General features: G+C 71.6%; 19 protein-coding genes. 6 read left to right on the plus strand and 13 right to left on the minus strand.

The genetic code is table 11. The features are described 5' to 3' along the window. Positions 1–514: 514 nt before the first annotated feature. Both tyrS and CLV30_RS25465 read right to left on the minus strand, forming a co-directional pair. Positions 515–1,792: a tyrosine--tRNA ligase gene (tyrS, locus tag CLV30_RS25455; RefSeq protein WP_106540064.1), complete on the minus strand. Its 1,278-nt coding sequence runs from the start codon at positions 1,790–1,792 to the stop codon at positions 515–517. A gap of 165 nt (positions 1,793–1,957) precedes the next feature. Continuing rightward, on the minus strand, positions 1,958–2,590 hold the full coding sequence (locus CLV30_RS25465) for a DNA-3-methyladenine glycosylase (protein ID WP_211300121.1): 633 nt from the start codon (positions 2,588–2,590) through the stop codon (positions 1,958–1,960). Between the two features lie 170 nt (positions 2,591–2,760). Between CLV30_RS25465 and CLV30_RS25470 the strand changes: the two genes are divergently transcribed. Then, on the plus strand, positions 2,761–3,195 hold the full coding sequence (locus CLV30_RS25470; protein ID WP_106540067.1) for a YciI family protein: 435 nt from the start codon (positions 2,761–2,763) through the stop codon (positions 3,193–3,195). 45 nt (positions 3,196–3,240) lie between these two features. After that, positions 3,241–4,518, plus strand: a complete 1,278-nt coding sequence (locus tag CLV30_RS25475; protein ID WP_420841990.1) for an RNA polymerase sigma factor — start codon at positions 3,241–3,243, stop codon at positions 4,516–4,518. A 21-nt stretch (positions 4,519–4,539) separates the two neighbouring features. Here the strand turns inward: CLV30_RS25475 and CLV30_RS25480 are convergent, their stop codons facing one another. Next, positions 4,540–5,562, minus strand: a complete 1,023-nt coding sequence (locus tag CLV30_RS25480; RefSeq protein WP_106540069.1) for a DNA polymerase IV — start codon at positions 5,560–5,562, stop codon at positions 4,540–4,542. 89 nt (positions 5,563–5,651) lie between these two features. Here CLV30_RS25480 and CLV30_RS25485 point away from each other — a divergent pair, with 89 nt between their 5' ends. Beyond that, positions 5,652–7,220 (plus strand): alkaline phosphatase D family protein, encoded by a 1,569-nt coding sequence (locus CLV30_RS25485; RefSeq protein WP_106540070.1) that lies wholly within the window; start codon positions 5,652–5,654, stop codon positions 7,218–7,220. An 86-nt stretch (positions 7,221–7,306) separates the two neighbouring features. Here the strand turns inward: CLV30_RS25485 and CLV30_RS25490 are convergent, their stop codons facing one another. After that, the gene (locus CLV30_RS25490) at positions 7,307–8,083 is read right to left on the minus strand and encodes a hypothetical protein (RefSeq protein WP_106540071.1); all 777 of its coding nucleotides are present in this window, start codon (positions 8,081–8,083) and stop codon (positions 7,307–7,309) included. 200 nt (positions 8,084–8,283) lie between these two features. On the opposite strand from CLV30_RS25490, the gene CLV30_RS25495 reads away from it, so the two are divergent. Next, positions 8,284–9,078 carry an SDR family NAD(P)-dependent oxidoreductase gene (locus CLV30_RS25495; protein WP_106540072.1) on the plus strand — a complete coding sequence of 265 codons (795 nt, stop codon included), beginning with the start codon at positions 8,284–8,286 and terminating at the stop codon, positions 9,076–9,078. A 58-nt stretch (positions 9,079–9,136) separates the two neighbouring features. Here CLV30_RS25495 and argH read toward each other — a convergent pair whose 3' ends face one another. From argH to argC, 8 genes are all read right to left on the minus strand, one after another. Beyond that, positions 9,137–10,597: an argininosuccinate lyase gene (gene argH / locus CLV30_RS25500; RefSeq protein ID WP_106540073.1), complete on the minus strand. Its 1,461-nt coding sequence runs from the start codon at positions 10,595–10,597 to the stop codon at positions 9,137–9,139. Then, positions 10,590–12,023 carry an argininosuccinate synthase gene (argG, locus tag CLV30_RS25505; protein WP_106540074.1) on the minus strand — a complete coding sequence of 478 codons (1,434 nt, stop codon included), beginning with the start codon at positions 12,021–12,023 and terminating at the stop codon, positions 10,590–10,592. The genes argH and argG overlap by 8 nt, the downstream gene beginning before the upstream one ends. Next, entirely contained in the window at positions 12,020–12,568 is a 549-nt protein-coding gene (locus CLV30_RS25510; protein ID WP_106540075.1) for an arginine repressor, read from the minus strand. Before CLV30_RS25510 ends, argG begins: the two co-directional genes overlap by 4 nt. Then, positions 12,561–13,541, minus strand: coding sequence for an ornithine carbamoyltransferase (gene argF, locus CLV30_RS25515; protein WP_205740733.1), 981 nt, complete (start codon positions 13,539–13,541; stop codon positions 12,561–12,563). Before argF ends, CLV30_RS25510 begins: the two co-directional genes overlap by 8 nt. Continuing rightward, positions 13,541–14,683 (minus strand): acetylornithine transaminase, encoded by a 1,143-nt coding sequence (locus CLV30_RS25520; protein WP_420841989.1) that lies wholly within the window; start codon positions 14,681–14,683, stop codon positions 13,541–13,543. The genes argF and CLV30_RS25520 overlap by 1 nt, the downstream gene beginning before the upstream one ends. A 124-nt stretch (positions 14,684–14,807) precedes the next feature. Beyond that, positions 14,808–15,785, minus strand: coding sequence for an acetylglutamate kinase (gene argB / locus CLV30_RS25525; RefSeq protein WP_170119663.1), 978 nt, complete (start codon positions 15,783–15,785; stop codon positions 14,808–14,810). Further along, the gene (gene argJ, locus CLV30_RS25530; RefSeq protein ID WP_106540076.1) at positions 15,782–16,939 is read right to left on the minus strand and encodes a bifunctional glutamate N-acetyltransferase/amino-acid acetyltransferase ArgJ; all 1,158 of its coding nucleotides are present in this window, start codon (positions 16,937–16,939) and stop codon (positions 15,782–15,784) included. The genes argB and argJ overlap by 4 nt, the downstream gene beginning before the upstream one ends. Positions 16,940–16,973: 34 nt before the next feature. After that, positions 16,974–18,020: an N-acetyl-gamma-glutamyl-phosphate reductase gene (argC, locus tag CLV30_RS25535; RefSeq protein WP_106540077.1), complete on the minus strand. Its 1,047-nt coding sequence runs from the start codon at positions 18,018–18,020 to the stop codon at positions 16,974–16,976. Between the two features lie 96 nt (positions 18,021–18,116). Here argC and CLV30_RS25540 point away from each other — a divergent pair, with 96 nt between their 5' ends. Next, positions 18,117–19,061, plus strand: coding sequence for a phosphotransferase family protein (locus tag CLV30_RS25540; RefSeq protein ID WP_106540078.1), 945 nt, complete (start codon positions 18,117–18,119; stop codon positions 19,059–19,061). Further along, complete coding sequence (locus tag CLV30_RS25545; protein ID WP_129710969.1) at positions 19,058–20,269, plus strand: MFS transporter; 1,212 nt, start codon at positions 19,058–19,060, stop codon at positions 20,267–20,269. The genes CLV30_RS25540 and CLV30_RS25545 overlap by 4 nt, the downstream gene beginning before the upstream one ends. Positions 20,270–20,334: 65 nt before the next feature. Here CLV30_RS25545 and CLV30_RS25550 read toward each other — a convergent pair whose 3' ends face one another. Next, entirely contained in the window at positions 20,335–20,859 is a 525-nt protein-coding gene (locus tag CLV30_RS25550; RefSeq protein WP_165358570.1) for a helix-turn-helix domain-containing protein, read from the minus strand. Between the last annotated feature and the right edge of the window lie 318 nt (positions 20,860–21,177).

The raw sequence follows: 21,177 nt of genomic DNA on the forward strand, positions 1-21,177 counted from the left end.
ACAATTGGCATCGACAATCATTTGGCACGCTGTTGAGTTCTCAAGAATCGGACGCACCCACCACAACCCCGCCAAGAGCATCAGATGGGACGTTCAAATGTTACTTTACGAGTTGTTCGAACATTCAGTCAAATTCGCTGTTTCTGCGATTCGATCCGAATGTCGGCCGACCCGAAGGCCGTCCGCCCGAACTGTTCTTTGAGCTTACCTCGTCTTCACGCTCTGTTTCAAATCGAGCGGCGAAGCCGATGAGGCCCATCTCGTCACGTCATCGAGCCGACGATCCGTGATCGCCGGACGGTGATGTTCGGAGGTGACTCCACGAGGCCGGCCGCCGTCTCGGCGTCCCGCACCCCCGTGGGCCGAAGAGAAACTTACGACCTTCGCGGGCCCGAGTCAAGTCGCGGCCGCACCCCCGGCGAGGACGGCCGCGGGGCACCGCATCCGCCCAGGTCACGGCGGCAAGTCGGAGCCGGTTGCCGAGGCGCGTCACCACGCCCGGCAACCGGCACACTCAGACCAGCTCGACACCGCCCACGGTCCGCTTCCCGCGTCGCAGCACCAGCCAACGCCCGTGCAACAGCTCGTCCCGCTCCGGCCGGGCGTCCGGCGCGGTCTCGGCAGGGAGCCGCCGGTTGTTGATGTACGCGCCGCCGTCCGTCAGCGCGCGGCGCGCGGCGGAACGCGAGTCGACGACGCCCGCCTCGCTGAGCAGCTCGACGTACGTCGGCAGCTCGTCTCCCACGGGCAGCCTCGCCGCGCCGGCCTCGTCGAGCGCCGCCCGCAGGGTGTCCGCCTCGAGCTCCTCGAGCGCGCCCATGCCGAACAACGCACGCGAGGCCGCCACCGCCTTGGCCGTCTCGGTCGGTCCGTGCACCATCGCCGTCACGTCCTCGGCCAGTGCCCGTTGCGCGGCACGTGCGGCCGGCCGTTGCGCCACCTCGTTCTCGAGCTCGGCGATCTGGTCGCGGTCGCGGAAGCTGAAGACCTTCAGGTACGAGACGACGTCGCGGTCGTCCGCATTGACCCAGAACTGGTAGAAGGCGTACGGGCTGGTCATCGTGGGGTCGAGCCACACCGTTCCCGCCTCGGTCTTGCCGAACTTCGTCCCGTCGGCCTTGGTGATCAGTGGCGTGGCCACCGCGTGCACCGAGTCACGCTCGACCCGGTGAACCAGGTCGACGCCGCTGGTCAGGTTTCCCCACTGGTCGTGGCCGCCGGTCTGCATCCGGCACCCGTATCGCCGGTACAGCTCGAGGAAGTCCATCCCCTGCAGGATCTGGTAGCTGAACTCGGCGAAGCTGATCCCCTGCTCGCTGTTGAGCCGGGCGCTCACCGACTCCTTCGCGATCATCCGCCCGACCCGGAAGTGCTTGCCGACGTCGCGCAGGAAGTCGATGGCCGACAGTTCGGCGGTCCAGTCCAGGTTGTTGACCATCCGGGCGGCGTACGTCCCCTCGAAGTCGAGCAACGGCTCGATCTGCCGGCGGATCCGCTCCACCCATCCGGCGACGGTGTCCCGGTCGTTCAACGTCCGTTCGCCGGTCATCTTCGGATCGCCGATGAGCCCGGTGGCGCCGCCGACGAGGGCCAGCGGCGTGTTTCCCGCCTGCTGAAACCGGCTCATCGCCAGCAACTGGACGAGGTTGCCGATGTGCAGGCTGGGTGCCGTGGGATCGAACCCGCAGTAATAGGTGATCGGACCGGCTGCCAGCTCGGCGCGCAGCGCCTGCTCGTCGGTGGACTCCGCGATCAGCCCACGCCAGTGCAACTCGTCCAGAATGTCGGTCACTTTTCGCCGCGCTCCTCACGGTCCGTCGTACCTGTTCGGCGGCTCCATGGTCATGCAGCCGCCGGTCCTGCCGTACTCGAGTATCGGCCACCGCGCCGCCGGCCGCCCACCCGCGGGTGCCGCGACTGCCACCAAGGCCGGCGCGACGTCGCCGTGGCCGAGCCGTCAGGCCCGGCGGTAGCGCGACACCGTCGGGTCGCCGGTGATCCAGAACCGCCACGGGTGCGCGTCGCCGTCGCCGCCCGGGCCGCTGACACCGACGCGCGGGCCGGTCGAGACGTCCGCCGTCCCCGCATCCGCCGGCGCCACCAGCCGCACCGGCCCCCCGTCCACGATGTCGACACCGTCGTACTGCCGGTCCAGGCCCAGCGCGACGGTCAGCCGCGCCGGTCCGCGGCCGAGGTCGTGGTCGGTGCGGACCGAGCCCGCCGCGCGCCGCCGGGCGTAGGCGAGCTCGCGGCCGGCCACGACCTCACCCGCGCGCAGCAGGACCGCCGTCGCGGTTCCCTCGTCGCCACAGACGACGTTGGCGCAGAAGTGCATGCCGTAGGTGAAGTAGACGTAGAGGTGCCCGGCCGGTCCGAACATGACTGAGTTGCGCCGGGTACGTCCCCGGTACGCGTGCGAACCGGGGTCGTCGGCGCCCATGTACGCCTCCACCTCGGTCAGCCGCACCGACACCACACCCTCGGACGTGATGTGATGCAGCTCACACCCGAGGAGGTCCGGCGCTACCTCCAGCCCCGGCCGCGCGAGCCGGCTCCGGCTGATGACCTGCTGTTTCGACGCGCCACTCACACCCCCAGTATCCGGTCCGCCGCCGCACGGGAACCGGCGGGTCCGAAGCCGGCGAGAAAAATGTTCCGGTGCCGTGTCGATCCGCGCATCATGTGTTCGACGCATGGACGAAGCGCGGGTTCGATCCGGCCGAACGGCGGCCGGGCCCGGGTCACAGAGGAGGCAGCACGATGCGAGTCATGGTGTTCATGAAGGCGAACGAGGACAGCGAGCGCGGCGTCATGCCCAGCGAGGAAGAGCTCGCCGCGATGATGGCCTACAACGAGGAGCTGGTGAAGTCCGGCATCATGCTCGCCGGGGACGGCCTGCAGCCCAGCTCGAAGGGCGCCCGCGTGCAGTTCTCCGGCGGCTCCCCCACCGTCGTGGACGGGCCGTTCACCGAGACGAAGGAGGTCGTCGCCGGCTACTGGCTGTGGCAGGTCAAGTCGTTCGACGAGGCCGTGGAGTGGGTCAAGCGCTGCCCGTCGGGCGGTCCGGACTTCGAGATCGAGATCCGCCCGGTGTTCGAGGCCGAGGACTTCGGCGACGAGCTCACCCCGGAGCTGCGAGAGAAGGAACAGCAGCTGCGTGAGCAGGGGCAGCAGTTGCGCGAGCAGCAGGGCTGACCACGGCGGTCGCGCCGTCCTTGCAGCGCACCTACTGATCCTGCTCTGATAGGGCGGGTGACGGCACCGGACATCTCGCAGTCCATCGACGCGGTCTGGCGCATCGAGTCGCCCCGGCTGATCGCCGGACTCGGCCGCATGGTTCACGACCTCGGCCTGGCCGAGGATCTGGCCCAGGACGCGCTCGTCTCCGCGTTGGAGCAGTGGCCCGAGTCAGGCGTCCCGGACAACCCGGGCGCCTGGCTCATGGCCGTCGCCAAGCGCCGCGCCGTCGACCACTTCCGCCGGCAGGAGCGGCTCGAACGCAAACAGGAACAGCTCGGCCGTGACCTCGAGTCCCGCGCCGAGCCGGACCTCGACGACGCGATCGACGACGATTTCGGCGACGACCTGCTCCGGCTGATCTTCACCGCCTGCCATCCGGTGCTGTCGACCGAGGCGCGGGTGGCGCTGACGCTGCGGACGCTGGGCGGGCTGAGCACCGAAGAGATCGCACGGGCGTTCCTCGTCACCGAGTCGACCGTCGCCCAGCGCATCGTCCGCGCCAAACGGACACTCACCAAGCACGACGTCGCCTTCGAGATGCCCACCGGCGACGACCGCACCGCCCGGATGGCGTCCGTGCTCGAGGTCGTCTATCTGATCTTCAACGAGGGGTACTCGGCAACGGCCGGCGACGACTGGGTACGTCCCGCGCTGTGCGAGGACGCGCTGCGCCTCGGCCGCGTCCTCGCGGAGCTGGCGCCGGCCGAGCCGGAGGTCCACGGCCTGGTCGCGCTGATGGAGATCCAGGCGTCCCGGCTGCGCGCGCGCACCTCCACCTCGGGCGATCCGGTCCTGCTGCTCGACCAGGACCGCGCGTGGTGGGACCAGCTACTGATCAACCGCGGTCTGGCTGCCCTCGACCGCGCCCAGGCGCTCGAGCAGCCCGCCGGCCCCTACGTGCTGCAGGCCGCCATCGCCTCGTGTCACGCCCGCGCACGCACCGCCGACGAGACCGACTGGGCCCGGATCGCTGCGCTGTACCTCGCCCTGGCCCGGCTCACGCCGTCGCCGGTGGTCGAACTGAACCGGGCGGTCGCGCTCGGCATGGCATACGGCCCCGAGGCCGGCCTGCGCCTCGTCGACGAACTGGCCGCGGAACCCACCCTGAAGACCTACCATCTGCTGCCCAGCGTCCGCGGTGACCTGCTGACGAAGCTCGGCCGCGGCGACGAGGCACGTGCGGAGTTCCTGCGCGCCGCCGAACTGACGCAGAACAGCCGCGAGCGCAAGCTCCTGGAGGAACGCGCCGCCTCGGTGTCGACGCAGCCCGCCGGCTGAGCACCGGCCACGCGCGACGCGTCAGGTCGCGAACTCGGCGCGCACGCCCAGCAGCCGCACCGGGCGGCGATCGGTGAACATGTCCAGCGCGGCGAGCGCCGCCCGTTCGATCGGCGCGGCGTCACTGGTTGCGGAGTCGAGCGCGTGGCCGTGTGTCTGCGTGAAGAACGGCGCGAACCGCACCTTCACCACCACCCGGATCACCGGACGGCCCTCGGCGACGACGTCGTCGACCACCCGGTGCGCCAGCGTCACGACCTCGCGCCGCACCTCGTCCCAGTCGCTGATGTTCTGCTGGAACGTCGTCTCGCGGCTGCGCGAACGCACGACGTACGGGCTGTCGGTGACCCGGGAGCTCGCCCGGCCCTGTCCGATGCGCACGAGCCACGGCCCGATGGTGGGTCCCATCCGCGCGGCGACCACGTCCGGGTCGGCGGCCGCCAGCTCGCGCACGGTGTGGATGCCGATGTCGGCGAGGCGTCGTGCGGTCTTCGCGCCGATGCCCCACAGCGCGTCGGTGGGCTGATCGCCGAGCACCTCGAACCAGGTGTCGCCGGTCAGCCGGAACACGCCGGCGGGCTTGCCGTACCCGGTGGCCAGCTTGGCCTGCAGCTTGTTCTGTCCGATGCCGACCGAGCAGTCGAGCTCGGTGGACTCGCGTACCCGCTGCTGGATGCGCCGCGCCGTGTCGCCGAGATCCGAGGTGTCGTCCGCCGCGACGAACGCCTCGTCCCAGCCGAGAACCTCCACCACGCCGAACTCTTTCAGCGTCCGCATCACCTCGTCGGAGACGGCCTCGTAGGCGGCGCGGTCGACCGGGAGGAAGACCGCGTCCGGGCAGCGGCGCGCGGCCGTGCGCAGCGGCATGCCGGAGCCGACGCCGTACCGCCGGGCCTCGTACGACGCGGTGCTGACCACGCCGCGCTTGGTGGGATCACCGTCGCCACCGACCACGACCGGCAGCCCGCGCAGCTCGGGATGGCGCAGCACCTCGACCGCGGCGATGAACTGGTCGAGGTCGACGTGCAACACCCAACGGGACACACCGCCATTGTGGCCTCGCCGAGCCAGCGTTCACCCGCGCCCTACCCGGAATACACCGACCTGTCTTCTTCCGGCACCAGCATGCGGTCATGGCTGAACTCACTCGACGCTCGCTGCTCACCAGTTCACTCGCCGTCGGCGCCGGTGCTCTGGGCACGACGGCGCTCGGCGGCACACCCGCCGTCGCGCGCCGCGACGTCCCAGCGCTGGTCCGCACGGGGGTGCCGGCGCTGACCCACGGCGTGCAGGCCGGCGACGTGGGACACACCACCGGCACCGTCTGGGCCCGGTCCGACCGGCCCGCCCGCCTGCTGGTCGAACTGTCCCGTGACCCCTCGTTCCGCCACCCGCGCCGCACCCGCAGCGGCGTCGTGCTGCCGGAGACCGACCTGACCGGCAAGGTTCGGCTGCGCGGGCTGCCGCCGGACACCGAGCTCTTCTACCGCATCCGGCCGCAGGACCCGGACACGCACGCCACCGGCGAGCCGGTCACCGGTCGGCTCCGGACGGCGCCGAGCCGCCGCCGCGACGTCCGCTTCGTCTGGTCCGGCGACATCGCCGGCCAGGGCTGGGGCGTCAACCCCGACCTCGGCGGGTTCCGGATGGCCGACGTCATGATCGACCTGGATCCCGACTTCTTCCTCTGCAGCGGGGACACCGTCTACGCCGACGGCCCGCTGGCCGAGACCGTCGCCCTCCCCGACGGCTCCACCTGGCGCAACCTCGTCGTCCCCGAGAAGACGAAGGTGGCCGAGACCCTGGACGAGTACCGCGGCCAGTACAAGTACAACCTGCTCGCCGACAACTGGCGGACGTTCCTGGCCGCGACCCCGCAGATCAACCAGTGGGACGACCACGAGGTCACGAACAACTGGTACCCGGGTGAGGTCCTGGACGACGAGCGCTACACCGAGCAGCGCGTGGACGTCCTCGCCGCGCGGGCGCACCGGGCGTTCTTCGAGTACCTGCCGGTCGAGCCGACGCGGCCGGACCGGGAGAACCGGCTGTACCGCACCATCAGCTACGGCCCGCTGCTCGACGTCTTCGTGCTGGACATGCGCACGCACAAGGATCCGAACACCGACGGCACGGAGACCGTCCCGGACGGCGGCGTGCTGGGCCACGAGCAGACCGAGTGGCTGAAGCACGAGCTGCGCCGCTCGCCGGCCGTCTGGAAGGTCATCGCCGCGGACCTGCCGCTGGGTCTGGTGGTCCCGGACGGCGACGTGCTCGAAGGCGTCGCGAACGGCCGGCCCGGCGCCCCGGCCGGGCGGGAACTGGACATCGCGCCGGTGCTGTCGTTCCTCAAGCGGCACGGCATCCGCAACCACGTCTGGCTGACCGCCGACGTGCACTACACGGCGGCGCACCACTACTCCCCCGAGCGGGCGACGTTCACCGACTTCGACCCGTTCTGGGAGTTCGTGTCCGGTCCGCTGAATGCCGGTGCGTTCGGTCCGAACACGCTGGACCCGACGTTCGGGCCGGAGGCGGTGTTCGTCGAGGCGCCGCCGGCGCCCAACGCGTCGCCGGCCGAGGGCTACCAGTTCGTCGGCGAGGTGGGCATCGACGGCGAGACCGCCGAGCTGACGGTCCGGCTCGTCGGGGTCGACGGGTCGATCCGCTGGCAGACGACACTGCAGCCGCACGAGCGCTGAGCCGGCCCGCCGGGGTCACTACCTGACGCATCGATCGGCGTGGTCAGGTGTCCCAACCGGCCGGGCACACCGACCCTTCGTCCGCCTCAGTTCCGGGTGGGGTCGTCGCTGACGTCGCTCCAGACGCCGGGGTCCGGCGAGCCGCTCCGTTCGTCGGTGCGCTCGCCACCCGCGTCCGGCTGAGCCTCCGTGCCGCTCGCGGGCTCGCTCGCCGGTTCGGCGGCGCGCTCGACGCGGATGTCCTCCTCGTCCGTGCCGGCGTCGTCACCGGCGCCGGACGTGTCGCTCCGCCGTTCGGCGCCGGCGCCGGCCTCCCCGCCGCTGAAGACGTCCCGGATCCGCTGCCCGTAGTCGGCGGCCTTGCCCGGGTCGACGGGGAAGGTCGCGGTCTCGACCAGGCGTGAGACCGCGTCGCCGACACGGGCGGCGTCGAACCGGGACGCGGCGTCACCGAGGGCGGTGCCGACCTGCCCGGGAACCCGTCCCAGCGAGGCCGCGAAGTCGTCCAGCGGCGAGTGGTGCACCGGGCACCGGGGCAGGGCCGAACGCTCCGGCCGGTCGATCTTCTGGCGGCGCTTCCACTCCGGGTCGTGCACGTACTCGTGCCCTTCGACGACGTAGCGGCACAGGAGCCCGGCGGACTCGAGCTCGGCCAGGTCGTCGGCCATCGCCGCGGTCGGGTGCGCGTCGGCCCGTAGCGGCCACAGATGACCGTTGAACACCGCCGGCTGATCCTTCGCGCGCCCCTCGTCGTCCAGAACGGTGGGCAGATAGGCATAGGTGTAGGCCGCTGTCAGCGACAGCGCCGCCACCCTGTCGTCCTGGGTGTCGGTCGGGTCGATCGTGCGGGAACTGTGCACCATGACCGGCTCCTTCTCGTCCGACGGCCGGACGTGCGGCAGGGCGCACGCCGCCGTGACTCGTCGATGGTCCCGACGCTACCCCCTCGCGCGGGCAGTCCGGCACCGTCCCGCCGACGCCTCACGCCGGCCGCCGGTACGGGCCGGAACGCGGTGGCCGATTTGCGCCAGCCGCGGCGCCGGGACGGCGGCAGATTGGAGGCATGGAACTCGACATCAAAGACAAGGTCGCCGTGCTCACCGGCGGCAGCAAGGGCATCGGACTGGCGACGGCACGCGCACTGGCCGAGGAGGGCGCACGGGTGGTGGTCGGGTCGCGGACGTCGACCGACGAGCTGGCCGCGCTGCGGAACACACACGAGGTCACCTCGGTGGACGTGGACCTCGCCCACGCCGACGGGCCGGCCGAGCTGGTCGAGGCGGCCCGGCGGACCTACGGCGGCGTCGACATCCTGGTGAACAACGTCGGCGCCAGCGAGCCGGCGCCGTCGTTCCTCGAGTTCGACGACGAGACCTGGCAGCGCGTCTTCGACGTCACCTTCTTCAGCGCCGTGCGGACCTCACGGGCGGCGATCCCGGTGATGCTCGAGCGCGGCGGCGGCGCGATCGTGAACGTGAGTTCGCTGAACGCCCGGCTTCCCGCGCCGGTCATCGCCCCGTACAGCGCGGCGAAGGCGGCGATGACCAACCTGAGTAAGGCGCTGTCCGAGGAGTTCGCTCCACGCGGCATCCGTGTCAACTCGGTCTCGCCCGGGCCGGTGCGGACGCCGATGTGGACCGCCCCCGGCGCGTTCGCGGACGTGATGGCCGCCCAGGCCGGTACGACGGCGGACGATCTCCTGGATCGGGTGCTGCCGGAGTCGATGGCGATCACGCTCGGCCGGATCGCGACCCCCGAGGAGATCGCCGACACGGTGCTGTTCCTCGCCTCGGATCGGGCCAGCTACCTGACCGGCGTGGACCACGTCGTGGACGGTGGCATGCACAAGAGCGTCTGACCAGCGCCGTCCGGCGCTCAGTGGGGTGAGCGGGGCGGTGGCTGCGGCGTCATCCCGCTCACCCCGACGTACGTGTCCCAGCCGGCTGGACGCCGGCCGCCCAGGCCCGGCCCACCTCGATCTCGGTACGGACTTCCGTCAGTTGCTCGCGGACCCGGTCCGGGGCGGTACCGCCCTTGGCCGAACGCGAGGCCAGCGCCCCGGCCACCGACAGCACCTCCCGGACCGCCGGCGTCAATTCCGGCGACACCGCCGCGAGGTCGTCGTCGGTCAGGTCCCACAGCTCGATGCCGCGTTCCTCGCACGTACGCACGCACGACCCGGCGATCTCGTGCGCCGACCGGAACGGCACCCCTTGCCGCACCAGCCATTCGGCGAGGTCCGTGGCCAGCGAGAAACCCTGCGGCGCCAGCTCGGCCATCCGGTCGGTGTCGAACCGCAGCGTCGACACCATGCCGGTGAACGCCGGCAGCAGCACCGTCAGCGTGTCCGCGGAGTCGAACACCGGCTCCTTGTCCTCCTGCAGGTCGCGGTTGTACGCGAGCGGCAGCGCCTTCAGCGTCGTCAGCAGCCCGGTCAGGTTGCCGACCAGCCGTCCCGACTTCCCGCGGGCGAGCTCGGCGACGTCCGGGTTCTTCTTCTGCGGCATGATCGACGATCCGGTGGCCCAGGCGTCGTCCAGCTCGACGAACGAGAACTCCTTCGTCGCCCACAGGATCACCTCCTCGGCCAGCCGCGACAGGTCGACGCCGGTCATCGCGAACACGAACCCCGCTTCGGCGACGAAGTCCCGTGCGGCCGTCCCGTCGATCGAGTTCGCGACCGACGTCGAGAAGCCCAGCATCGACGCGACGTACTCGGGGTCGAGGTCCAGCGAGGACCCGGCGAGCGCGCCCGAGCCGTACGGGGACTCGTCGGTGCGCCGGTCCCAGTCGCGCAGCCGGTCGACGTCGCGCAGCAGCGCCCACGCGTGCGCCAGCAGGTGGTGCGACAGCAGCACCGGCTGCGCGTGCTGCAGGTGCGTCCGTCCGGGCATCGCGACGCCGAGGTGCAGGTCGGCGTGTTCGGCCAGCGCGTCGACGAGGTCGAGCACCTGGCCGGCGACCACCCGCGCGCTGTCGCGCAGGTACATCCGGAACTGCGCGGCCACCTGGTCGTTGCGCGACCGGCCGGCGCGCAGCTTGCCGCCGAGGTCCGGGCCCACTCGCTCGATCAGCCCTCGTTCCAGCGCCGTGTGCACGTCCTCGTCGCCGCCCGCCGGTGAGAACGCCCCCGAGTCGACGTCGGCGGCGAGGACGTCCAGCCCGTCGACCATCGCGGCCAGCTCGCCGTCGGTGAGCAGCCCGGCCCGGTTCAGCACGGTGGCGTGCGCCTTCGACCCGGCGATGTCGTACGGCGCGAGGCGCCAGTCGAACCGGGTGCTCTTGGACAGCTCCGCCAGCGGGGCGGCGGGCCCGCCGCCGAACCGCCCGCCCCAGAGCTTGGCCTCGTTCGCGGTCCCACCGCCCGGCTCAGTCAACGCCGAACTCCATCGCCGCGTCGTCCAGGGCCGCCGCTTCCTCCTCGCCGCTCACCGCGGGGTTGGCCGCGATCCGGTCGGCGCCGCCGGCGGGCAGCGCACCGAACAGGGTTCCGTGCTCGACGAGCACGTGTCCCTGCTCCAGCGGCTGCGCGGCGTACAGTTCCAGCTTGTCTCGCGAGTCGGCGATGTCGAGGTTGCGCATGGTCAGCTGGCCGATCCGGTCGGTCGGGCCGAACGCGGCGTTCTCCACCCGCTCCATCGACAGCTTCTCGGGGTGGTAGGAGAAATTGTGGCCCTCCGTGGCCAGGACCGTGTAGTCCTCGCCCCGGCGCAGCCGCAACGTGACCGTCCCGTGCACCAGGGAGGCGACCCAGCGCTGAATCGACTCGCGGGTCATCAGCGCCTGCGGGTCCAGCCAGCGGCCCTCGTAGAGCAGCCGGCCCAGACGGCGCCCCTCGGTGTGGTAGTTCGCGATGGTGTCCTCGTTGTGGACCGCGTTCAGCAGCCGCTCGTAGGCGATCCAGAGCAGCGCCATGCCGGGCGCCTCGTAGATGCCACGGGACTTCGCCTCGATGATCCGGTTCTCGATCTGGTCGGACATGCCCAGGCCGTGCCGGCCGCCGATGACGTTCACCTCGTGCACCAGCTGCACGGGATCGTCGTAGGAGACACCGTTGACCGACGTCGGGCGCCCTGCGGTGAACCCGATCGTGACGTCCTCGGCGGCGATCTCCACCGACGGGTCCCAGAATTTCACGCCCATGATCGGCTCGACCGTCTCGAGGGAGATGTCCAGGTGCTCCAGCGTCTTGGCCTCGTGGGTCGCGCCCCAGATGTTGGCGTCGGTGGAGTAGGCCTTCTCGGCCGAGTCCCGGTACGGCAGCCCGTGCTCGCTGAGCCATCGGCTCATCTCGTCCCGGCCACCGAGCTCGGCGACGAACTCGGGGTCCAGCCACGGCTTGTAGATGCGCAGCGCCGGGTTGGCGAGGAGACCGTAGCGGTAGAACCGCTCGATGTCGTTGCCCTTGAACGTCGACCCGTCACCCCAGATGTCGACGCCGTCCTCGTGCATGGCGCGGACGAGCATGGTGCCGGTGACCGCCCGGCCGAGCGGCGTGGTGTTGAAGTACGCGCGCCCGGCGGAGCGGATGTGGAACGCGCCGCACGCCAGCGCGGCGAGGCCTTCCTCGACCAGTTCGCGGCGGCAGTCGACCGCGCGGGCGATCTCGGCGCCGTACTCGAACGCACGGTCCGGCACACCTGAGATGTCGGACTCGTCGTATTGCCCGATATCGGCGGTGTACGTGCACGGAACCGCGCCGTTGGAACGCATCCAGGCCACCGCCACGGACGTGTCCAGCCCTCCTGAGAAGGCAACGCCGACATGTTCTCCCTTCGGCAGGGATGTCAGGACCTTGCTCACGTGCCGCCTCCTGCGTCTTCGATGGTCTGTCCGGGGGCGACGGTGTGCTCGGCCAGGTCGAGGAACCAGGCGGCCACCGCGTCACCTCCTTGTGGATCGGTCGTGATGACGAGCACCGTGTCGTCACCGGCGATGGTGCCCAGGATGTCCGCGCGCGCCGCATGGTCTATCGCGGACGCGAGATACTGCGCGGCCCCGGGCGGGGTTCGCAGCACGACCAGGTTCGCCGAGGCGCGGGCCGAGACCAGCGTCTCTTCACACACCCGGATCAGCCGGGCGTCGATGGCAGCCTGCTCGCCGGCACGGGGCGTCCGGTCGCCGCCCTCGCCGGGGAGCGCGTAGACCAGCGAGCCCGACCCGGCGCGGACCTTCACCGCACCGAGCTCGTCGAGATCGCGGGACAGCGTGCCCTGGGTGACGGCGATTCCGTCCTCGGCCAGCAGTGTCGCCAGCTCCGGCTGCGAGCGGACCTGCTGACGGCCCAGGATCGCCGCGATGCGCTGATGACGCGCGGTCCGGGTGGTGGCGACGGGCGCTTCAGCCATACGGGCCTCCCCGCGGATCCGCAGGCGCGCCCGGCACCGGCCCGGTGGTCGCGTCCTGCTCAAGCAGCCAGGTGAGCAGCGCCTTCTGGGCGTGCAGCCGGTTCTCCGCCTCGTCCCAGACCGCGCTGGCCGGGCCGTCGATGACGTCGGCGGCGATCTCCTTGCCGCGGTAGGCAGGCAGGCAGTGCAGCACCACGGCGTCGGGCGCCGCGGCGTCCAGCGCGGCCTTGGTCAGCGCGAACGGGACGAACGGCGCCTCCCGGCTCTCCTGCTCCGCCTCCTGTCCCATCGACACCCAGGTGTCGGTGGCCAGCACGTCGGCTCCGGCGAAGCCGTCCGCCGGGTCGGTCACGTGCGCGACGGAGCCGCCGGTGGACGCGGCGATCGTGCCGGCACGCCGCAGGATCTCGTCGTCCGGCGCGTATCCGTCCGGCGACGCGATCCGTACGTGCATCCCGGCCAGCGCACCACCGAGCAGGTACGAGTGCGCCATGTTGTTGGCGCCGTCGCCGGCGTAGGTCAGCGTCGCCCCTGCCAGCCCGCCGTGCCGCTCGCGGACGGTCTGCAGGTCTGCCAGGACCTGGCAGGGGTGGTACGTGTCGGTCAGCGCGTTCACGACGGGAACCCGCGCCATCTCAGCCATGCTCTCCAACCGGGACTGCTCGAACGTGCGCCACACGATCGCCGCGCACTGCCGGTCGAGCACCCGCGCGGTGTCGCCGATCGGTTCGCCGCGCCCGAGCTGCGACGTCTGCGCATCGATGACCAGCGGATAGCCGCCGAGCTCGGCGATGCCGACGCTGAACGAGACCCGGGTGCGAGTGGAGTGCTTGTCGAAGATCACCGCCACCGAGCGCGGCCCGTCGAGCGGACGGCGCGCGAACCGGTCCGCCTTCACCTCGTCCGCGAGGTCCAGGACCGTCGCCAGCTCGGCCGGCGAGAGGTCGTCGTCGCGCAGGAAATGCCGCACCATCATGCCTCCTTGGCCGTGTCGAGCACCGCGGGCAGCGCGGAGACGAACTCGTCCGCCTGCTCAGCGGTGATGATCAGCGGCGGCGCGAGCCGGATGGTGTCCGGCGCGACCGCGTTGACGATGAACCCCGCCTCGAGAGCCGCCGCTGCGGCGTCCTTCGCCACCGCCGCGGTCAGGCCGATGCCCAGCAACAGGCCACGACCGCTGACGTCGCGGACAAGCGGGTGCTCCAGACCCAGTACGCCGGAGCGCAACCGTGCACCCACGGACCCCACGTTGGCCAGCAGCTCGTCACGCTCGATCGCGTGCAGCACCGCCAGCCCCGCGGCCGCGGCCACCGGGTTGCCGCCGAACGTCGTCCCGTGCGAACCCGGCCCCAGCAGGTCCGCGGCAGCGCCGAGCGCGACGCACGCGCCGATCGGGATCCCGCCGGCCAGGCCCTTCGCCACGGTCACCACGTCCGGTACGACGCCCTCGGCGGTGTGGGCGAACCAGTCACCGGTGCGCCCGATGCCGGTCTGGATCTCGTCGACGACCAGCAACGCGCCGTGCCGCGCGGTGATCTCGCGTGCGGCCGCCAGGTAGCCGGCCGGCGCCGCCACGACTCCGGCCTCGCCCTGGATCGGCTCGAGCACGACGGCTGCCGTGTCGCCGTCGACCGCACGGTCGAGGGCACCGACGTCGCCATAGGGCACGTGCTCCACCCCGGACGGCAGCGGCTCGAACGGCTCCCGGATCGACTGTTTGCCGGTCAGCGCCAGTGCGCCCATCGTGCGGCCGTGGAAACCTCCGGAGGCCGCCACGATGCGTGACCGCCCGGTGCGGCGTGCGATCTTGAACGCGGTCTCGTTGGCCTCGGTGCCGGAGTTGGTGAAGAACACCCTCCCCGCGCCGTCGGCACCGAGCAGCTCCAGCAGCCGCTCGGCCAGTGTGACCTGCGGCGCGCTGGCGAAGAAGTTCGAGATGTGACCCAACGTCGCCAGCTGGACGGTGACCGTCGAGACCAGCAGCGGATGCGCGTGGCCGAGCGAGTTCACCGCCAGTCCGGCGAGCAGGTCGAGATAACGGCGCCCGTCGGCGTCCCACACCTGGCAGCCCTCGCCGCGGACCAGGACACGCTGCGGCGGGCCGAAGGTGTTCATCAGCGCGTGACCGTGCCGCTCGCTCCAGTGGGCCGAGTTGCTGTCCGGCCCGCTCGGGACGAGTCCGGGCACGACCGCCTGCGCCGGCCGCTCCGCCGCGTCGACGGTGTCCACCTGCTGCGGATCAATCGTCATCTCCGCGATCACTCCCCCGCTTGATATCCGCTTGATGTCCGCTCCGTGTCCGCGTGGGCACGACCATCGTGCCCACGCCCTGATCAGTGAAGACCTCGAGCAGCAACGAGTTCGGGACCCGGCCGTCGATCACCGTCGCCTCCGGCACCCCGCCGTCGACGGCACGCAGGCACGCACGCATCTTCGGCACCATGCCGGCGGCCAGCGTCGGCACCAGGGTCGTCAGCTCGTCGGCCGTGATCTCGGTGACGATCTCCGGTCCGGCGCCGTCGGAAGCCGACGCCGCGTCCCAGTCGCGGTAGAGCCCCTCCACGTCGGTGAGCACGACGAGCTTCTCGGCGCCCAGTTCGACGGCGAGTGCCGCCGCGGCCGTGTCGGCGTTGACGTTGTGCACCACGCCGTCGGCGTCCGGCGCCACCGACGACACCACCGGGATCCGCCCGGCGTCGATCAGGTCGCGCACCGCCTCCGCGTTGACCTCGGCGACGTCGCCGACCAGCCCGATGTCCACCTCTTCGCCGTCGACGATCGCCGCCTGCCGCTCGGCGGTGAACAGCCCCGCGTCCTCGCCGGACAGCCCGACCGCGAGCGGGCCGTGCGCGTTCATCAGCCCGACGATCTCGCGGCCGACGTGGCCGACGAGCACCATGCGCACGACGTCCATCGCCTCCGGCGTCGTGACGCGCAGGCCGCCGCGGAATTCGCTGGCGATATCCAGCCGGTCCAGCATCGAGGAGATCTGCGGGCCGCCGCCGTGCACCACGACCGGCCTGATCCCGGCCAGCCGGAGGAACACGATGTCGTCGGCGAACGCGCGCTTGAGCTCGTCGTCGACCATCGCGTTGCCGCCGTACTTGACCACCACCGTCTTGCCGTGGAACCGCTTCAGCCAGGGCAGCGCCTCCACCAGCACACCGGCTTTGGCCAGCGCGTTCTCGTGCCCCACGGGCGCGTTCGCCGCCGTCACGTCGAGTACGCCGCGTTCTCGTGCACGTAGTCGTGCGTGAGGTCGCTGGTGAGGACGGTCGCGGCCCGCTCCCCCGCGTTCAGCTCGACCAGCACGTGCACGTGCCGTCCGGACAGGTCCACATCGGTCGACGGGGACGCCAGTTCGGTGCCGCCGGCCCGGCAGACCCGGACGCCGTTCATCACCACGTCGATGTCGTTCGGCTCGAACACGGCGCCGGTGGTGCCGACGGCGGCGAGGACCCTTCCCCAGTTCGGGTCGCCGCCGAACACCGCCGCCTTGAACAGGTTGCTGCGCGCCACGGCGCGTCCGACCTCCACGGCGTCGGCCTCGGTCACAGCTCCGGTGACCTCGATCTGGATGTCGTGGTGCGAGCCCTCGGCGTCCACCCACAACTGCCGCGCCAGGTCCGCGCAGGCCGTCGTCACCGCTGCGGTCAGCGCCGCGCGTCCGGGCGAGACGCCCGACGCCCCGCTGGCCAGCAGCAACACGGTGTCGTTCGTGGACATGCAGCCGTCGGTGTCGAGCCGGTCGAACGTGGACGCGGTCGCGGCCCGCAGCGCGGCGTCCAGGTCCGCCGGCTCGGCGACCGCGTCGGTGGTCAGCACGACGAGCATGGTGGCCAGTGCGGGGGCCAGCATCCCGGCGCCCTTGGCCATGCCTCCGACGGCCCACCCGTCCCGCTCGACGACGGCCTCCTTGGCGACCGAGTCGGTCGTCAAGATCGCCTCGGCCGCCGCGTGTCCGCCGTCGCCGTCCAGGGCGCCGGCGGCGGCCTTGATGCCGTTCTCGAGCAGCGGCCGGTCGAGTTGCTGCCCGATCAGGCCGGTGGAGCACACGGCGACGTCGAACGCGCCGCCGCCGACGAGCTCGGCCACGAGCTCCGCGCTGGCGTGCGTCGTCTGGAAACCCTCCGGGCCGTTGTAGCAGTTCGCGCCGCCGGAGTTCAGCACGACGGCGTTCAGCCGGCCGTCCGTCACGGTGCGCTCGCTCCACAGCACCGGGTTGGCCTTGCAGCGGTTCGAGGTGAACACGGCGGCGGCGTCGCGGCGCGGCCCGTCGTTGACCACCAGAGCGACGTCGGGCGTGCCGCTGGGCTTGAGCCCCGCGGCGGTACCGGCGGCACGGAAGCCGCCGGCGGCGGTCACCGACATGGGTGCGCCTCCTCACGTGTGAGCGTACGGCTGGTCACGGGGCCACCCCGCTGGTGGGCAGGCCGAGCGTCTCGGGCATGCCGAGTGCGATGTTCGCCGACTGGACGGCGGCGCCGGCGGTGCCTTTGGTCAGGTTGTCGATGGCCGCCACCGCGACCACCCGGCCGGCGCGCTCGTCGACGGTCACCTGCACGTGCGCGGTGTTGGCGCCGAGTACCGCGGCGGTGGTGGGCCACTGCCCCTCCGGCAGGACGTGCACGAACGGCTCGTCCGCGTAGGCCTCGGCCCAGGCGTCGCGCGCGGCGGTGGCCGAACCGGTGAGCGGCGCGGTGACGGTCGCGAGGATGCCACGGCTCATCGGCACCAGCGTCGGCGTGAACGACAGCCGCACCGTGGCGCCGCTCGCCGCGGCGAGGTTCTGCTCGATCTCCGGCACGTGCCGGTGCCCGCCGCCGACGGCGTACGGCGTCGCGGCGCCCATGATCTCGCCGGCCAGCAGGTGCGGTTTCAGCGACCGGCCGGCGCCGGACGGCCCGCACGCCAGCACAGCCACGATGTCGCCGGCGGAGACGACCCCCGCGGCCAGCCCGGGCGCCATCGCCAGCGTCACAGCCGTGACATTGCACCCGGGCACCGCCACCCGGCGTGCTCCGTGCAGTGCGGTGCGCTGCCGCTCGCCGTCGGCGCGCATCAGCTCCGGCAGGCCGTAGGGCCACGCCCCGGCGTGCTCGGTGCCGTAGAAGTGCTCCCACGCTGCCCGGTCGGTCAGGCGGTGGTCGGCGCCGCAGTCCAGCACCAGCACGTCGTCGGGCAGCCGCGCCGCGATCTCACCGGAGGCGCCGTGCGGCAACGCCAGCGCGACGACGTCGTGCCCGGACAGTACGTCGGCGGACGTCGGCTCGAGGGTGCGGTCGGCGAGCTCGATCAGATGCGGGTGATGCTCGCCGAGCCGGGTACCGGTGTTCGAATGCGCGGTGACGGCACCGACCTCCATCTCCGGATGCGCGTGCACCAAGCGCAACAGCTCGCCCCCGGCGTAGCCACTGGCGCCCGCAACCGCTACCGTCAAACCCATGGACATGAGTATGCAGTGTGACGCATGACCATGCAACTCCGCTCGCCTCGATGCGCGACAAATGCACGTGCGCGGCACGGAACGCTCCGCGACCATGGGGCGATGGGCAATCAGCATGTCGCCGCCGGTGTGCGGGCACGATGGCATGATCTGCCGGAGCGGGTGCGTTCCGGCATCGACGGCCTGCTCGGTTCCCCGGTGGTCGACGCCGTCAACCAGGCCGGCGGATTCTCTCCCGGGCTCGCGGCGCGCGTGCGGTGCGCGGACGGAACCCGAGTGTTCGTCAAGGCTGTCGGAACGCCGCTCAACCACGACTCCCCCGCCATCCACCGCGCCGAGGCCGAGGTGACGCGACAGCTCCCGGCTGACGCTCCGGTCCCCCGGCTGCGCGGAACGTACGACGACGGCGACTGGGTCGCCATGGTCTTCGACGAGATCGACGGGCGGATGCCGCACGACCCCTGGCGCACCGACGAGTTCGAGCGCGTACTCGCGGCGGTCACCCGGCTGTCCCGCACGCTCACGCCGTGTCCGGTGCCCGATGCCCCACCGGCGAACACCGCCATCCGCGACACGATGCTCAGCTACCGCGAGCTGGAACGGCACCCGCCGGACGACCTCGATCCGTGGGAGGCGCGGCACCTGCCCGAGCTGGCCGCGCTGGCCGAGTCCGCGCTGGAGCACGTCGACGGCGACACGCTGGTCCATTTCGACCTGCGCGCGGACAACATCCTGCTCGCCGGCGACGACGTCTGGTTCGTCGACTGGCCGTGGGCAGTCCGCGGCGCCGCCTGGATCGACTCCGTCGCGCTGCTGAAGAACGCCGCCTTCCACGGCCACGACCCGGAGCCGTACCTGTCCGGGCACCCGCTGGTTGACGGCCTCGCCCCGGAGGTGGTCACGGCGTTCGTCGCCGGAATGGCCGGCTTCTTCGCCGAGGCTTCCCGCCGACCGGCCCCTCCGGGCCTGCCGACGTTGCGCGCGTTCCAGGGCGCCCAGCACGCAAGCACACTGGCGTGGCTACGCCGCCGGCTCGGCCGGCCGTGATCGGCGCAGTCCGCGTCCGCCCGGGCGCGCTCCTCGCTGTCTCGGCGATCGCACTGATCAGCCTCAACCTGCGCCCGGCGGCCAACGGCATGGGCACGGTCATCCCCGAGGTCCGAGCCGACCTCGGACTGTCTGCGACGGTCGCCGGCCTGCTCAACGCGCTGCCCGGGCTGTGTTTCGTGGTCTTCGGACTCACCGCACCCGCGATCTCGGCCCGGTTCGGCCCGCAGCGCACCGTCGCCGCCGGGCTCGTCGCGATGATCGCCGGGCAGCTGTTCCGGGTGACCGTGCCCGGGGTCGCGGCCGTGTTCGCGGGTTCGGTGCTGGCGCTCGCGGGGATGGCGATGGGCAACGTGCTGCTGCCGCGCCTGGTGCGCACGTTGTTCCCCGGGCGGGTGCCGGCCGTGACCGCCATCTACACCACCTGCATGCTCGCCGGTGCCACCGCGGCGTCCGGCCTGACGGTGCCGATCGGTCGGGGTCTGGACGGAGGGTGGCGTGCCGGACTCGGCAGCTGGAGCATCCTGGCCTGCCTCGCACTGGTGCCGTGGGTCGCCCTGCTGATCCGCGAACGTGCGGGCGACGGGCCGGAGTCCCAGCACGACGACGGTCGCATTCGGCTACGCAGCCTGGTTCGCAACCGCGTGGCGTGGTCGATGGCGCTGTTCTTCGGCATGCAGTCGATGCACGCGTACGTGCTCACCGGCTGGCTGTCGCAGATCCTGGTGGACGCCGGCGTCGATCTGCCCGTCGCGGGCAGCGCGGTCGCACTGTTCGTGGGAACCGGGCTTCCGATGGCCGCGGTCGTTCCGGCCCTCGCCCGGCGGCAGGCGCGGCTGCCGGCGTTGATCGTCGCGCTCGGCGCCTGCTACGTCGTCGGCTACACCGGCCTGATCGTGCGTCCCGCGGACGGACTCTGGGTGTGGGCGGTCGTCCTCGGCGCCGGCAGCGGCGCGTTCCCGCTGACGTTGATGATGGTGACGCTGCGCGCACGGACGCTTTCGGGGCTGACGGCGCTGTCGGCGTTCGGTCAGAGCGCCGGATACGTGCTGGCGACGCTCGGCCCGTTCGTCTTCGGCCTGCTGCACGACCTGACCGGCGGGTGGGCGGTGTCGAGCGGCATGATGATCGCGGTGGCGCTGGCCATGGTGGTTTTCGGGCTGCTGGCCGCCCGGCCCCGGTACGTGGAGGACCACCTGCTGCCGTGAGTCGGCGACACTGCCCGCCGCTGTGCGCATCATCGATGCGCTGACAGCACGGTCACCGTCCGAGTCTAGGTGGATCCGAACAGACCGGGCGGCCGCTCGTTCCGGTCTCGTGTCCGCCACCAGTGGCGATAGCTGTACGGCGGGCATTCGTCGAGCGTGACGATTCGCGTCTGCCGACCGTCGGCGTTCCACCACTGATGCGGCTTCTCCACCCGATACACCATCAGGTGCGCCGGATAACGACGAAAGGCCGCGTTGCGGTCGAGCACGAGCGGCGCGTAGTCGATCACCCCGCCGTCCGGCATCACCAAGGCGAAGCGCAGTTCGCACGTGGCCACGGCTCGGTTGATGACCGACCACCGTGGCGACGACCGGTTCCTCTCGATGCGTTCGATGGTGGAGTGCGCGAGCCGGGCGCGCTCGGCCAGATCACGTTGGCTGAGCCCAGCATGCGCCCGGGCGGTCCGGAGAACGACCCCGGCACTGCGCAACTCGATTCGGGTGCCCGGGTCGCGGTCGGCGCCCGGATGGCCCCAAGACGGCCAGCCGGACACGGTGAGAGGCGGCTGGGGAGCTTCGTCGTCCTGCATGGCCTCATCGGAGCAGACCACGTGTCGGTGTGGCGACGGGCAAGACCTCATCTGTGGACGGACCAACCAGATGGCGGCACTTGTGGACAGTCAGCCCCAGCGCGCTCTCCGCGGCTTGGCGAGGCTGCAGACGGACCACGTGTCAGCTCGCTGGTGCGGTGACAGCGAGAACGCTGTCACCGCACCAGCGGCCGCAAAGGCACCCCTTGCGTCGTTCGTAGGCGCAGCGCACAGGCACAGCGGTCGTGGACCTGGAGACGATCCGCTCGAGCGGACGTCGATGCCCGCCGACGTCACCGAGGGCGCCGGAGGTACGTA

It is taken from the genome of Haloactinopolyspora alba (genome assembly GCF_003014555.1).
Classification (GTDB): Bacteria; Actinomycetota; Actinomycetes; order Jiangellales; family Jiangellaceae; genus Haloactinopolyspora; species Haloactinopolyspora alba.